The sequence below is a fragment of the Streptomyces sp. NPDC059906 genome, from assembly GCF_042730645.1.
Classification (GTDB): domain Bacteria; phylum Actinomycetota; class Actinomycetes; order Streptomycetales; family Streptomycetaceae; genus Streptomyces; species Streptomyces rubrogriseus.
Window position 1 is genome coordinate 355,337 of sequence record NZ_JBHWKU010000003.1, and the last position, 13,042, is coordinate 368,378.

At 71.6% G+C, this 13,042-nt stretch carries 13 protein-coding genes and 1 pseudogene; 5 read left to right on the forward strand and 9 right to left on the reverse strand.

Features of this window, described 5'->3' with window-relative positions:
* The first annotated feature begins 114 nt into the window (after positions 1–114).
* Complete coding sequence (locus ACFV9J_RS07035; protein WP_385350985.1) at positions 115–2,628, forward strand: DEAD/DEAH box helicase; 2,514 nt, start codon at positions 115–117, stop codon at positions 2,626–2,628.
* Between the two features lie 19 nt (positions 2,629–2,647).
* Positions 2,648–3,514, forward strand: a complete 867-nt coding sequence (locus tag ACFV9J_RS07040) for an acyl-CoA thioesterase II (protein ID WP_003977678.1) — start codon at positions 2,648–2,650, stop codon at positions 3,512–3,514.
* 1 nt (position 3,515) lies between these two features.
* On the opposite strand, the gene ACFV9J_RS07045 is transcribed toward ACFV9J_RS07040, so the two are convergent.
* Together ACFV9J_RS07045 and ACFV9J_RS07050 are read right to left on the reverse strand one after the other, a co-directional pair.
* On the reverse strand, positions 3,516–4,487 hold the full coding sequence (locus ACFV9J_RS07045; RefSeq protein ID WP_385350989.1) for a DUF6397 family protein: 972 nt from the start codon (positions 4,485–4,487) through the stop codon (positions 3,516–3,518).
* 138 nt (positions 4,488–4,625) lie between these two features.
* Positions 4,626–5,039 carry a roadblock/LC7 domain-containing protein gene (locus ACFV9J_RS07050; RefSeq protein ID WP_385350992.1) on the reverse strand — a complete coding sequence of 138 codons (414 nt, stop codon included), beginning with the start codon at positions 5,037–5,039 and terminating at the stop codon, positions 4,626–4,628.
* A 105-nt stretch (positions 5,040–5,144) separates the two neighbouring features.
* Between ACFV9J_RS07050 and ACFV9J_RS07055 the strand changes: the two genes are divergently transcribed.
* Positions 5,145–5,573, forward strand: a complete 429-nt coding sequence (locus ACFV9J_RS07055; protein WP_385350995.1) for a PPOX class F420-dependent oxidoreductase — start codon at positions 5,145–5,147, stop codon at positions 5,571–5,573.
* 29 nt (positions 5,574–5,602) lie between these two features.
* Here ACFV9J_RS07055 and ACFV9J_RS07060 read toward each other — a convergent pair whose 3' ends face one another.
* From ACFV9J_RS07060 to ACFV9J_RS07080, 5 genes are all read right to left on the reverse strand, one after another.
* Positions 5,603–6,208 carry an ATP/GTP-binding protein gene (locus tag ACFV9J_RS07060; RefSeq protein WP_385350998.1) on the reverse strand — a complete coding sequence of 202 codons (606 nt, stop codon included), beginning with the start codon at positions 6,206–6,208 and terminating at the stop codon, positions 5,603–5,605.
* Positions 6,209–6,276: 68 nt separating this feature from the next.
* Positions 6,277–6,690, reverse strand: a complete 414-nt coding sequence (locus ACFV9J_RS07065; protein ID WP_109030345.1) for a DUF742 domain-containing protein — start codon at positions 6,688–6,690, stop codon at positions 6,277–6,279.
* A gap of 18 nt (positions 6,691–6,708) precedes the next feature.
* Entirely contained in the window at positions 6,709–7,146 is a 438-nt protein-coding gene (locus tag ACFV9J_RS07070; protein WP_109030344.1) for a roadblock/LC7 domain-containing protein, read from the reverse strand.
* Positions 7,143–9,731, reverse strand: coding sequence for a nitrate- and nitrite sensing domain-containing protein (locus ACFV9J_RS07075; protein WP_385351002.1), 2,589 nt, complete (start codon positions 9,729–9,731; stop codon positions 7,143–7,145). Before ACFV9J_RS07075 ends, ACFV9J_RS07070 begins: the two co-directional genes overlap by 4 nt.
* 61 nt (positions 9,732–9,792) lie before the next feature.
* Positions 9,793–10,569, reverse strand: coding sequence for an MHYT domain-containing protein (locus ACFV9J_RS07080; RefSeq protein ID WP_385351004.1), 777 nt, complete (start codon positions 10,567–10,569; stop codon positions 9,793–9,795).
* Positions 10,570–10,739: 170 nt separating this feature from the next.
* Between ACFV9J_RS07080 and ACFV9J_RS07085 the strand changes: the two genes are divergently transcribed.
* Positions 10,740–11,339, forward strand: a complete 600-nt coding sequence (locus tag ACFV9J_RS07085; RefSeq protein WP_385351007.1) for a class I SAM-dependent methyltransferase — start codon at positions 10,740–10,742, stop codon at positions 11,337–11,339.
* Positions 11,340–11,346: 7 nt separating this feature from the next.
* Here the strand turns inward: ACFV9J_RS07085 and ACFV9J_RS07090 are convergent.
* Positions 11,347–11,511 (reverse strand): annotated as a pseudogene (locus tag ACFV9J_RS07090) (alpha/beta hydrolase); the annotation flags it as partial.
* A 109-nt stretch (positions 11,512–11,620) separates the two neighbouring features.
* The gene (locus ACFV9J_RS07095; RefSeq protein ID WP_385351009.1) at positions 11,621–12,520 is read right to left on the reverse strand and encodes an oxygenase MpaB family protein; all 900 of its coding nucleotides are present in this window, start codon (positions 12,518–12,520) and stop codon (positions 11,621–11,623) included.
* A gap of 76 nt (positions 12,521–12,596) precedes the next feature.
* Here ACFV9J_RS07095 and ACFV9J_RS07100 point away from each other — a divergent pair, with 76 nt between their 5' ends.
* Positions 12,597–12,923: a hypothetical protein gene (locus ACFV9J_RS07100; RefSeq protein ID WP_385351012.1), complete on the forward strand. Its 327-nt coding sequence runs from the start codon at positions 12,597–12,599 to the stop codon at positions 12,921–12,923.
* The last annotated feature ends 119 nt before the right edge of the window (positions 12,924–13,042 follow it).

Genomic DNA, 13,042 nt, shown 5'->3' on the forward strand with positions numbered 1-13,042 from the left:
CTGTGCAGTTGTCCGCGTCCGCGGTTTCCGCGCCGGCGACCCAGCGTAGCGTTCGTGATCTTCATGCGGACAGCCGATTCCCCCATCACGACCCGGGACAGGCAAGATGGGGGCGTGACCCTCATCGATCAGCTGCCGCGGACCGCCGACCCCGATGCCCTGTACGAAGCCTTCGAGGCGTGGGCGCAGGAGCGCGGTCTCACGCTCTACCCCCATCAGGAGGAGGCGCTGATCGAGGTGGTCTCCGGCGCGAACGTGATCGTGTCGACTCCCACCGGTTCCGGCAAGAGCATGATCGCGGCGGGCGCGCACTTCGCCGCCCTGGCCCGGGACGAGGTCACCTTCTACACGGCCCCGATCAAGGCGCTGGTGTCGGAGAAGTTCTTCGAGCTGTGCAAGATCTTCGGCACCGAGAACGTGGGCATGCTGACCGGCGACGCCTCGGTGAACTCCGACGCCCCGGTCATCTGCTGCACGGCCGAGGTCCTGGCGTCCATCGCGCTGCGTGACGGCAAGCACGCGGACATCGGCCAGGTCGTCATGGACGAGTTCCACTTCTACGCGGAGCCGGACCGCGGCTGGGCCTGGCAGATTCCGCTGCTGGAACTGCCGCAGGCCCAGTTCGTCCTGATGTCGGCGACCCTTGGTGACGTCTCCTTCTTCGAGAAGGACCTCGCGCGCCGCACCGGCCGTCCCACCGCGGTGGTCCGCTCGGCCACCCGTCCGGTGCCGCTGTCCTACGAATTCCGCTACACCCCGCTCACCGAGACGCTCACCGATCTGCTGGCGGCCCGGCAGGCCCCCGTGTACATCGTGCATTTCACCCAGGCGCAGGCCGTGGAGCGGGCGCAGGCGCTGATGAGCATCAACATGTGCACCCGTGAGGAGAAGGAACGGATCGCCGAGCTGATCGGCAACTTCCGCTTCACCACCAAGTTCGGCCGCAATCTCTCCCGTTACGTGCGGCACGGCATCGGGGTCCATCACGCCGGCATGCTGCCCAAGTACCGGCGGCTGGTGGAGAAGCTCGCGCAGGCCGGCCTGCTGAAGGTGATCTGCGGCACGGACACGCTCGGCGTGGGCGTCAACGTGCCGATCCGGACCGTGCTGTTCACCGCGCTGAGCAAGTACGACGGTACCCGGGTCCGCACGCTGAGGGCCCGCGAGTTCCACCAGATCGCCGGGCGTGCCGGACGCGCCGGGTTCGACACGGAGGGCTTCGTGGTCGCCCAGGCGCCCGAGCACGTCGTCGAGAACGAGAAGGCGCTCGCCAAGGCCGGTGACGACCCGAAGAAGCGGCGGAAGGTCGTCCGGAAGAAGGCCCCCGAAGGGTTCGTGGCCTGGTCGGAGAGCACGTTCGAGAAGCTCATCGGCTCCGAGCCGGAGCCGCTGACGTCCCGCTTCCGGGTCACGCACACCATGCTGCTGTCGGTGATCGCCCGTCCCGGCGACGCCTTCTTGGCGATGCGGCACCTGCTGGAGGACAACCACGAGCCGCGCAGGCAGCAGCTCAGGCACATCCGGCGGGCGATCGCCATCTACCGGTCGCTGCTGGACGGCGGCATCGTGGAGAAGCTCGACCAGCCGGACGCGGAGGGGCGCATCGTGCGTCTCACGGTGGACCTGCAGCAGGACTTCGCGCTGAACCAGCCGCTGTCCACGTTCGCCCTGGCCGCCTTCGAACTGCTGGACCCCGAGTCGCCTTCGTACGCGCTGGACATGGTGTCGGTCGTGGAGTCCACGCTGGACGACCCGCGGCAGATCCTCGCCGCCCAGCAGAACAAGGCCCGCGGTGAGGCCGTGGCCGCGATGAAGGCGGACGGGGTCGAGTACGAGGAGCGCATGGAGCGCCTCCAGGACATCACCTACCCGAAGCCCCTGGAGGAGCTGCTCTTCCACGCCTACGACACGTACCGCAGGAGCCATCCCTGGGTCGGTGACCACCCGCTGTCCCCGAAGTCGGTCATCCGCGACATGTACGAACGGGCACTGACCTTCACGGAGCTGGTCTCCCACTACGAACTGGCCCGCACCGAGGGCATCGTGCTGCGCTACCTGGCGAGCGCCTACAAGGCCCTCGACCACACCGTGCCGGACGACCTCAAGTCCGAGGACCTGCAGGACCTGATCGAGTGGCTCGGCGAGATGGTGCGCCAGGTCGACTCCAGTCTCCTCGACGAGTGGGAGCAGCTCGCCAACCCGGAGGAGATGACCGCCGAGGAGGCTCAGGAGAAGGCCGATCAGGTACGGCCGGTCACGGCCAACGCGCGCGCCTTCCGTGTGCTGGTGCGCAACACCATGTTCCGCCGTGTCGAGCTTGCCGCCCTGGACCAGGTCGGTGAGCTGGGCGAGATGGATGCCGACGCCGGCTGGGACGCCGACGCGTGGGGCGAGGCCATGGACAAGTACTGGGACGAGTACGACGACCTGGGCACCGGCCCGGACGCCCGCGGTCCGAAGCTGCTCGTCATCGAGGAGGAGCCGCAGAACGGGCTGTGGCGCGTACGGCAGATCTTCGACGACCCGAACGACGACCACGACTGGGGCATCAGTGCCGAGGTCGACCTCACCGCCTCCGACGCGGAGGGCCGTGCGGTCGTCCGGGTCACCGATGTCGGCCAGCTGTGAGCACAGGAGAAACCCACTCATGACGAATCCGGCCGAGAGCCTCGTCGCCCTGCTCGACCTGGAGCAGATCGAGGTCAACATCTTCCGTGGCCGCAGCCCCGAGGAGTCGTTGCAGCGGGTCTTCGGGGGCCAGGTGGCCGGCCAGGCCCTGGTCGCCGCGGGCCGCACCACCGACGGTGACCGCCCGGTGCACTCGCTGCATGCGTACTTCCTGCGTCCGGGCCGCCCGGGAGTGCCCATCGTGTACCAGGTCGAACGGGACCGGGACGGACGGTCGTTCACCACCCGCAGGGTCACCGCCGTGCAGCAGGGCCGCACGATCTTCACGCTCACCGCCTCCTTTCACAAGCCTGAGCCGGGCAGTTTCGAACACCAGTTGCCGCCGGCCCGCAAGGTCCCCGATCCGGAGTCCCTGCCGACGGTCGCGGACGAGGTGCGGGAGCACCTCGGCGCACTGCCGGAGCAGCTGGAGCGGATGGCCCGCCGTCAGCCCTTCGACATCCGCTACGTCGACCGCCTTCGCTGGAGCGCCGAGGACGTCGAGGGAGCCGAGCCCCGCAGCGCCGTGTGGATGCGCGCCGTCGGGCCGCTGGGCGACGACCCGCTCGTGCACACCTGCGCCCTGACCTACGCCAGCGACATGACGCTCCTGGACGCCGTGCGCATCCCTGTGGAGCCGCTGTGGGGTCCCCGGGGGTTCGACATGGCGTCGCTGGACCACGCCATGTGGTTCCACCGGCCGTTCCGGGCCGACGAGTGGTTTCTGTACGACCAGGAGTCGCCGATCGCGACCGGCGGGCGTGGGCTGGCCCGCGGACGGATCTACGACAGGGAGGGACGGATGCTGGTCTCCGTCGTCCAGGAAGGGCTTTTCCGGGCCCTGTAGGTCAGGAGTCTCTGCGCCACAGCCGTCCGAACAGACCACTCAGCCGTCCGGGTCGCCGCACCGTGCGTGGTGCGGCGTTCTCCCCCTCGGGCCGCACCGGTTCCGCCGTCTCGCGCGGCAGGGATTCCGGACCTGTCGGGTGCGGCACACCATGTGTGGCCGGGCGGGGCGCCGGGCGATGGCGGCGGGCCGTGTCCACCGCGGCCGCCAGGTCCGAGCGGAGCCAGTCGACCTCGTCCGGGTCGCCGGCCGTGACGATCTCCTCGGCGAGCTGTGCGGCCGGGGAGCCCGGCGATCCGTGCATGGCGCGTGCGGGGCGGAACCGGCGCAGGTGGGAGCGCTCGTAGGGGTCCGTGATGACGTCCGAGATCTCGGCGGCGTCGAGCAGCGACGCCACCGCTGCGGCCCGGGCCCACGGGTCGTCCGCCTGCCGGAGCAGGAATCCCAGATGCCTTCCCCGCCAGTTGCGGGGACGCAGGTCCAGCCCCTCCTGGAGCTGATTCCGCAGGCCTTCGGGCGTGCGGCCCTTCAGCAGTGCGGTGTTGCGCTCGTCCGTCCTGAACTGCCGTAGCTCCTCCGCCAGATACAGCCAGACGACGGCGCGGTACCGGTTGACGTAGAACTTCACGGGCACCAGCAGTCCCAGCCGTGCGAGACGGGTGAATCGGGCCGTGGTCACGTCCATGAGGGCCGCGCCCTCCGTGGTCCCGACGGCCCGGACAGCGGCCCGAAGCACCTCGGGGAAACCGTCCGCCGCCCGGATCCGGTCGATCTCGTCGCGAGGGACGCGCCGCCCGCCTCCCGCGTCGTCGGGTACCGTGCGGACCCGGCCGAGGTGCACGGCGAGGTCGAAGTCGCTGCGCCTGAGGCCCAGCTCTCGCGCCGCGCGGTGGTGGGTGACCGAGGCGCCCCGGGTGGTCCCGGTCCGCTCGCCGACCGCTGCGACGTCGTGCGTGATGGTGTTGCCGGACATGGTTCGTCTCCCCCGTGGAGTGTGTGGCCGGCGCCGTCCGCGCCCGCCGACACAAAGAACCGTAGCCGCAACCGAGGCATCCGTGGCGAGCCTGTGGATAACTCTGCGACCGACCACCGGGGACACCGAAAGCGCAGGTCAGGGCTCGGTGGGTGATATTCGTCCCGGCTGCCGCGCGTCGACGTCGAGGTGCTCGCCCACCCGGTTCACGAGCAGCGTCATCTCGTAGGCGATCTGCCCGATGTCGGCCTCCGCCCCGCTGAGCACGCACAGGCAACTGCCCGAACCCGCCGCGGTGACGAACAGGACGGCGTCGTCGAACTCGACCATCGTCTGCCGTACCTGGCCGGCGCCGAAGTGGCGGCCCGAGCCCTTGGCCAGGCTGTGCAGTCCGGACGACACGGCGGCGAGGTGCTCGGCGTCCTCGCGTCGCAGGCCCGTACTCGCCCCGGTCACCAATCCGTCGTTGGACAGGACCAACGCGTGCCGCACATGTTCGACGCGTGCGGTCAGGTCGTCCAGCAGCCAGCCCAGTCCCTGGTTCTGCGCCATGATCCGATCTCCCCGTGTCTCCCCGTGTGCGTTGCCTCCCCCTGGCCGGGGGATCCGTCCGCCAGCCTTCACCACGCCCGTGCTCCGGGCAAGGAGGATGGGGGCATGGCACAGAAGATGACCGATGAGGAATGGCGGGCGTTCGTCTCGGACGGCACCCGCACCGGAAAACTCTCGACCGTCCGGGCCGACGGCAGCCCGCACATCGCGCCCATCTGGTTCCTGCTGGACGGGGACGATCTGGTGTTCAACACCGGCAAGGACACCGTGAAGGGGCGCAATCTGCTCCGTGACGGCCGTATCGCCCTGTGTGTGGACGACGACCGGCCGCCCTTCCACTTCGTGGTGCTGCAGGGGCGTGCGCGCATCTCGGAGGACCTCGGCGAACTGCGGCACTGGGCCGGGCGCATCGGCGCCCGGTACATGGGTGAGGAGCGCGCCGAGGAGTTCGGGGCACGCAACGGTGTCCCGGGTGAACTCCTCGTCCGGGTGCCCGTGGACAAGGTCCTGGCCCAGAAGTCGGTCGCCGACTGAGAGCCCCTTGCCCCGGGGGACCGGTCCGGTCAGCGGACGGAGTCGAGGAGCCGGGCGGTGTGCATCCGCCCGGCGTACTCGACGAGCCGGATCAGCACTTCCTTCCCCGAGTCGCGGTCCCGAGCGTCGCACAGCACCACCGGCGTTCCCGGATCGAGGTCGAGGGCGCGCAGGACGCTGTGCTCGTCGTGGCGGCGTGCTCCCGTGAAGCAGTTCACGGCCACCACGAACGGGATGCGCCGGTGTTCGAAGTAGTCCACCGCCGGAAAGCAGTCCGCCAGGCGCCGGGTGTCCGCGAGGACTACGGCGCCGAGCGCCCCCTGCGCCAGTTCGTCCCAGAGGAACCAGAACCGGTCCTGACCCGGTGTACCGAAGAGGTAGAGGGAGAGCCCGGACCGGATGGTGATGCGTCCGAAGTCCATGGCGACGGTCGTGGTGACCTTCCGGTCGATGCCGTCGGTGTCGTCCACCAACTGTCCGGCCTCGCTGAGCAGTTCCTCGGTGCGCAGCGGCCTGATCTCGCTGACCGCGCCCACCAGGGTGGTCTTGCCCACGCCGAAACCTCCGGCGACCAGGATCTTCAACGCCAGCGCGGTCGTGTCGCCGTCCGTGGCGTCGGAGCGTTCGGAGGCCATGGATCACTTCTCTCGGTGCGGGTGGTCGTGCACGTGCGTGCCGGTCACGGTCGTTCGTTCGGCCTTCTCTACAGAGCGCGCAGTCCGTCGATCACTTCGCGCAGAATCCGTTCGTCCGGCAACTGCGCCGGTGGCACCGGACGGCTGACGGTCACGCACCCCAGTTCCGCCAGGTCGCCGAGGAGCACTCTGACTACGCCCACGGGCAGGTCGGCGTCGGCGGCGAGTTCGGCCACCGACTGGGTCTCCGTGCGGCACAGGTCGATCAGGGTGCGGTGTTCCGGCCCGAGCACGGTGTCGTCGACGTCCGGTGCGCCGACTGCGCGCGTGACGAGGGCGATCAGGTCGAACCGCACTCCCGCCGGGCCCGGCCGGGTGCGGCCGCCGGTCATCGCGTAGGGGCGGACGAGGGGTCCGGCCTCGTTGTCGTACCACTGGCTGCCCGGTCCTTCCCGGCCGCCGCCCGTGATGTCGTCGGTCATCCTTGGGGCCCTTCCGGGTCATGCGCCGAAGGGTGGTCGTGCCGCGGCACGTGGCGCGGTGCGGAGGTGCTCGCCGACGCGTCGCACCAGCCGGGCCATCTCATAGGCCACGAGACCGATGTCCGCGGTCACGGCGGTGAGGACGGCGAGGCAGGAACCGTCTCCGGCCGCGGCCACGAACAGGTAGCCGTCGTCCATTTCGACCATCGTCCGGTGCACTCCCCCGGCGCCGAAGTGCCGGCCCGCCCCCTTGGCCAGGCTGTGGAAGCCGGAGGCGACGGCGGCGAGGTGTTCGCCGTCCTCGCGGGCGAGTCCGTGCGAGGCGCCCACGGCGAGTCCGTCGTTCGACAGCACCACGGCGTGCCGCACTTCGTGTACGCGTCCGACAAGGTCGTCCAGGAGCCAGTCGAGTTCGCGGGCCCGCCGGGCGGTCCCGGTGCCGGGATTCTGGATCATGCGGGGTCTCCTTCGGTGCTGTCGCCGGTCGACGGTTTTGGCGGTGTCGGGTGGCCGGGGCGACGGCCCCCGCCGCGCGACCAGCCGTCGCGGTAGGCGGTCATGCGGTCCCGTACGGCCTCGGGGGTACGCTGCTCGTCGTCGTGTGCCGGGCCGGGCCGGGTCGAACCGAGGGGGCTGCCGTCGCGCAGTTGGGGGGCGAGGTTCGCCTGCCGTACCCGGCGGGGCAGGTCGTCGGGCTCCCCCGCCGGCTGCTGCGGGCGGGGGACGTCGCTCTTCGCGGGGGCTTCGGCCAGATCGGGCAGGTCGGAGGACCGGTGCAGTCGCAGCGCGGGCGCTCCGGGGGGCCGCCCCGGTGCGGTGGTACGCGTCGGTGCCGGTACGGCGGATGTCAGCGCCGGCCGGTCGACCGGTGCGGACACGGTTTCCTGCTGCCCGGCGCCAGGCACGCGCGCGTGCAGGTGCTCCTCGGCCCGGGCCTCCTCGTGGGCCGCCCGGGGAGGAGATGGGGCCGTTTCACTGTGCAGAAGTGCCGTGGGCAGGAGGACGACCGCGGTGGTGCCGCCGTAGGGGGAGGTCTGGAGATGCACCTTGATGTCCTGCCGGGCGGCGAGCCGGCTGACGACGAACAGACCAAGCCGGTCGCTGTCGAACAGGTCGAGCGTCTCCGACCGCGCGATGCGGTGGTTGGCCTCGGCGAGCGCGTCCCTGCCCATGCCGAGGCCGCGGTCCTCGACCTCGATCGCGTAGCCGTTGCCGACCGGTTCACCGGAGACCCGTACGCGTGTGTGGGGCGGGGAGAACTGGGCCGCGTTCTCGATGATCTCGGCCAGGAGGTGGGTGACGTCGGCGACGGCCGCGCCCTGGACGGACGCTTCGGGGAGCTGCCGTACCTCCACGCGCGCGTAGTCCTCGACTTCGGAGACGGCGGCACGGACCACGTCGGTCAGGGAGACCGGCATGCGCCAGGCCCGTCCGGGTGCCGCACCGGAGAGGATGATCAGGCTTTCGGCATGGCGTCGCATGCGGGTGGTGAGGTGGTCCAGCCGGAAGAGGTCGCTGAGTTCGTTCGGGTCGTCGGAGCGGCGTTCCATGCTGTCCAGGAGGCTCAGCTGGCGGTGGACGAGGATCTGGCTGCGGCGGGCGAGGTTGACGAAGACCCCGGCGATTCCGCCGGCGAGTTCGGCACGTTCCACCGCGGCGCGCAGGGCGGCCCGGTGCACGGTGCCCAGGGCCTCGGCGACCTGACCGGCCTCGTCCTCGGCGGGAGGCCGCGGCGGTGCCTCGGTCCGGATGTCGATCTCGTCGCCCGCGCGCAGCCTGCGCATCGCCTCGGGGAGCTTGTGCCGGGCGATCTCCAGGGCGCTGTTGCGCAGGCTCACCAACTCGACCACCAGACCGCGGCCGATGCGGACGGAGATGACGAGCGACGCGGCTACAGCGAGGAGTCCGAACAGGACCGCGGCCCCGGCCGGAGTGAGCACCCCGCGGGTGAACGGGTCGGCCCGGTCGGCGGCCGAACGTCCGGCGTCCCGCTCGATGGCCCGCATGCCGTCACGCACGCGCGCGTGCGCCCCGTCCCAGGCGGTCCGGGACGTCGTGGCCTCGGCCGGCCGTTCCGGCGATCCGCTGTCGAGCAGCCGGTCCTCCGTCGCGCCCACGGTCAGATAGGAACCGGTGCCGGCCAGATCCCGCCAGGACGCGCGCTCGGAGCCGCCCAGACCGGCGACGGCGGACTCGGTCAGCGTCCGGCGGGTGGCAACGGCGCCGGTGAACAGGCGCAGCCGCTCACCGGCGAGTCCGTCGGCCGGGCGGACACCTCCCAGCAGGGCGTCCTCCTGGGCCAGTGCCTCGCCCGCGCGGGCGAACTCGACCAGCACGCGCGCGTCCGATCCCGGATCGGCGTCCTGGACCCCGCTCAGCGCGCCACCCACGTGAAAGGCGGCCGAGACGGCCGCCGTGTAGCGGCGGTAGGTCTCCTCCCAGTCCGCCCGGTGGTCGAGGACGGCGGTACGCAGCGGCGCCAGCCCTTCGGCGCCGGTGACGAACGCCTCGAGCCGCCGGGCCACCCCGGAGGACAGTTCCTCGCTGTCGGCCACGGTATGGCGGTCGCCGAGGCGCAGCTGTCCCACCGCGCGGTCGGTGCGCGCGATCAGTTCCCGGAAGTCGGCACCCGGCACCGACGACGGGTCGGTGGCGTGGCGCACGGCCGCGAGCCGCTCGGCCTGCAGGGCGGCGACGGCGGTAGCGACGGGGGCCCGGACACGGGCGTCCACACGCTGGACCTGCCGCAGCCGGGAGATGTCCTGGGCGGTGGTGACCGTCGCGTACGCCCACAGGGCCAGCAGGGATACGACGGGCACCATCAGGAGGCAGATGATCCGGGCGCGCACGGTGCGGGGCTGCAGGCGCCCGCGCCACGCGCGCGTGGCGGGTGGGTCGGCTGCCTCGACCGCGGGCTCCGCCGGGCCCTCGTCGGCGGGTGGCCCGGCGTGCGCCCGACGGCCGCGCACGGACGGCTGGGCCGAGGTCTCGGCGCCGGCTTCGGGGGTGGGGCGGGCGGGGGTGGTACGGGGTGGACTCATGGCCTCCTCACTCGGGGCGGTGTGCGGTGCGTTGCCGCCGGGCCCTGACGCCCGGTCGCCGTTACGGGGCGGTGCTCCCGGCGGGTTGCTGCCGGGCCGAGGCGGACGCCTCGCGCTCGCGGGCCGTCGGCGACAGCGCGACGAAGGCGGACGTCAAGAAGAGGTAGGACCCGAGGCCGACGGCGAGGGGGAAGATGAACTGCATCGCCGTGGCCCCGGGCAGCGCCTCGCCGGAGGGCGTGACGCGCACGCTCACGGCGAACATGCCGGTGTAGTGCATGCTGCTCACCGCCGCCCCCATGATCAACGAGGCGGAGGCGGCGGCGAGGGGCGACCGGGTGTTGAGCGCCGCCCACAGGGCGGCTGTGGCGGCAGCGACGGCGATGAGCACCGAGAGTCCGACGCGTGGCGGGTCGTAGCTCACCTCGCCGTGCAGGCGCATGGCCGCCATGCCGAGATAGTGCATGCTCGCGACGCCGATTCCGGTGGTGAGGCCGCCGAGCAGGAGCGCCGGCGCCCGGTTGCGGCCGTAGCCGACGGCGAAGACGCCGGCGCAGACGACGAGCACCGCGACGAGCAGACTCACGAGGGTGAGCGGTACGTCGTACCGGATGTCCGTGCCGCTGACCCGGAAGCCGAGCATGGCGACGAAGTGCATCGTCCAGATGCCCGTGCCGATCGCCGAGGCCGCGGTCAGGAGCCAGTTGCGGCGCGTGCGCCCGGTGGCGGCCAGGGCGCGCACGGTGCAGCGCAGCCCGAGGGCCGCGCCGGTACAGGCCATCGCGTACGACAGTGCGGGGGTCAGCCAGCCGAGAGCGGCGTGGTCCAGGTGTCCCATGGCCCCGGGACGCTAGTCCCGATCGGGGCGCACAACGGGGGCGCATTTCGAAAGGTGTTGCTATCTGACACAGAGAGGAGAGGGAACGATCGCGTCACGCTCGAACATGTGCGCTGCGGCTCTCTCTGTGCTCCGCGTGCTGCGCGGGCTCTTGGGGGATCATGCGAAGCATGAGCGACGACCACACGCACGTCCAGGAATTCTTCGGCTCCCGCGCCGCCGACTGGGACCGCCGGTTCCCGGACGACGGCCCGGCCTACACCGCCGCGGTCGCCGGGCTGGGGCTGCGCGAGGGCGATCGGGTGCTCGATGCCGGATGCGGCACCGGTCGCGCCCTGCCCCCGTTGCGTGCGGCCGTGGGGCCGTCGGGGCTGGTTGTCGGGGCCGATCTGACGCCTGCCATGCTCGAGGCCGCCGTACGGGCCGGGAGGGACCGTGACGGACGTCTGCTGCTGACCGACGTGGCCGCGTTGCCCCTGCGTTCCCGGACGCTCGACGCGGTCTTCGCGGCGGGTCTCGTCGCGCACCTTCCGGATCCGGCCGGAAACCTGCGGGAACTGGCCCGCGTAGTGCGCCCCGGTGGTGTGCTGGCGCTGTTCCACCCGATCGGCCGGGCGGCGCTCGCGGCACGGCAGGGGCGACGGCTCACGCCGGGCCATCTTCGTGCTGAGGCCAACCTACGGCCGCTGCTGGCCGGTTCCGGGTGGGCGATGACGGAGTACGTCGACGAGGACGATCGGTTCCTGGCCCTGGCGACCCGCACGGGCTGAGTCGGCCCCGCCGGGCGGCCGCCGCCGCGAACGCGTCGGGGCGGTCGAGCATGACGTTGTGCCCGGCACCCGGCACGGTCGTCCCGCGCACGACCGGGTCCGATCCGCGGCAGAGCCCTGCGGTGGAACGGTGCAGGGCGTGCGGATCCGCCAGCCGCATCGTCGCCGCCCATGGGAGCCGACGTCCGCCGGCACGCGCGCGCATGGGCGCCGGTGGGCGGGGACGAGCTTCTTCTACGACGGTGACCGGCCTTGGGCGCCGACTGTGGGAGACGATCGCTTCACTCGGCGGCCGACGTGTCGATGTGTCGGACCGGGCAGCCCCGGAGGCCGGGGGCCGGGCGGGTGCCCAGATCGGCCAGCCGATAGCCGTTCGGATAGCCCTTGATCTCCCGGTTCTGACGGGCATGGTGCGGGGCGCTCCTCGGCGGCAGCAGGCGGACCGCGCGCCCGCGCAGCCTGACGGCGCGACGCACGACCGCGCGGGTGACGGGGCTCGGCGGGGCGTAGCCGAAGGCCCGCAGCAGGGGTTCGTCGAGCAGGGCGAGGGTCCCGGCGCGCAGGAGCGGTGCGAGAGGGCGCGGATACCAGGAGGCCATGAGGTCGAGCGTGGCGTCGGAGACACGGCGCGCGCCCTCGTCCCAGGCGAAGTGGGCCTGTTCGTAGGCGTCGAGGCAGGTCTCGAATTCCTCGTAGGACCCGGGAACGTCCTTGATGCCCATGTGCCGCCCCAGCGTGCGGTAGTGCACGGCGGAGGCGACGGTCTCGTGGCGCGACATCCTGCGCCATCCGTAGGCGTCGATCCAGCGTTTGGGGATCACCACGAACGTGCACAGGACGTACCGCATGTCGTCGTTGGTGATGTCGTAGCTGCGGTGCATCTGGTTGATGCGCCGGATGGCCGTGCGGCCCTGCCGGCTGTCGAAGCCGTGCTCGACCACGGCGTCGAGCAGCAGTGCCGTGTCGTCGTAGCGCTTCTGGGGCCGGTCGGTGAACTCCGCGGTCTCGGCGAGCAGCCGGCCGATGCTCGGCACGGCGTAGGTGCGGTAGAGCGCCAACTCCAGGGCGCGGGCGAAGTCCCAGGGGAACTCGTAGGCCGAGCACAGCCGATAGATCTCCGAGGCGTCCTCGTGGGGATCCAAGCGCCGGATCCGTGCCAATCGCTCGAAGCGCCCTGCCATGGCCGCCCCCTTCTGCCGTCGGGACTTCAACTCTACGTTGAGTAGCAGGAGATGTACGGTCAGCCAGGATGATCGAATGAGGAGGGTGGTCCGCTTGTTCGGCAGGATCCGCGAGGCTTGGGACAGATCCCGCACCGCTCGGCGCACGGAGCGGAGCAAGCAGGGGACCGCGGGCGGCGGGCCCCGCTCGCACAACCTGTTCGAGGCCGCGGCCGCGTACGTCTCGGCGTGTGTGGACGACGACCAGGACCGGATCGAAGAGGCGGCGGGCCGCGTGTCGCCGGAGGCCCTGTCGTTCGGGGTCAACGAACTGGCGTGCCGGGCCGTGATCGCCCTCGCGCGGGAACGGGACGAGCCCCCGGGGGACGTGGCCCGTGCGCTCCTGGGGCTGCCCGCGACCTGATCCCGCCCCCGGCGCCGGGTGGTCGTTTCGCCCCCGTCCAACCGGAAAGCTGCAGCTCGGGTGCGTCTGAGAGTCGTGACAAGGGCTTCCCGGGCGCACTAGGGTGCCCGCCATTGGAC

Excerpts from the sequence above, each read along its gene's own strand:
- ACFV9J_RS07040 (WP_003977678.1), top strand. The coding sequence starts at position 2,648 with ATGACGAATCCGGCCGAGAGCCTCGTCGCCCTGCTCGACCTGGAGCAG.
- ACFV9J_RS07045 (WP_385350989.1), bottom strand. The coding sequence starts at position 4,487 with ATGTCCGGCAACACCATCACGCACGACGTCGCAGCGGTCGGCGAGCGG.
- ACFV9J_RS07050 (WP_385350992.1), bottom strand. The coding sequence starts at position 5,039 with ATGGCGCAGAACCAGGGACTGGGCTGGCTGCTGGACGACCTGACCGCA.
- ACFV9J_RS07055 (WP_385350995.1), top strand. The coding sequence starts at position 5,145 with ATGGCACAGAAGATGACCGATGAGGAATGGCGGGCGTTCGTCTCGGAC.
- ACFV9J_RS07060 (WP_385350998.1), bottom strand. The coding sequence starts at position 6,208 with ATGGCCTCCGAACGCTCCGACGCCACGGACGGCGACACGACCGCGCTG.
- ACFV9J_RS07065 (WP_109030345.1), bottom strand. The coding sequence starts at position 6,690 with ATGACCGACGACATCACGGGCGGCGGCCGGGAAGGACCGGGCAGCCAG.
- ACFV9J_RS07070 (WP_109030344.1), bottom strand. The coding sequence starts at position 7,146 with ATGATCCAGAATCCCGGCACCGGGACCGCCCGGCGGGCCCGCGAACTC.
- ACFV9J_RS07075 (WP_385351002.1), bottom strand. The coding sequence starts at position 9,731 with ATGAGTCCACCCCGTACCACCCCCGCCCGCCCCACCCCCGAAGCCGGC.
- ACFV9J_RS07080 (WP_385351004.1), bottom strand. The coding sequence starts at position 10,569 with ATGGGACACCTGGACCACGCCGCTCTCGGCTGGCTGACCCCCGCACTG.
- ACFV9J_RS07085 (WP_385351007.1), top strand. The coding sequence starts at position 10,740 with ATGAGCGACGACCACACGCACGTCCAGGAATTCTTCGGCTCCCGCGCC.
- ACFV9J_RS07095 (WP_385351009.1), bottom strand. The coding sequence starts at position 12,520 with ATGGCAGGGCGCTTCGAGCGATTGGCACGGATCCGGCGCTTGGATCCC.
- ACFV9J_RS07100 (WP_385351012.1), top strand. The coding sequence starts at position 12,597 with ATGAGGAGGGTGGTCCGCTTGTTCGGCAGGATCCGCGAGGCTTGGGAC.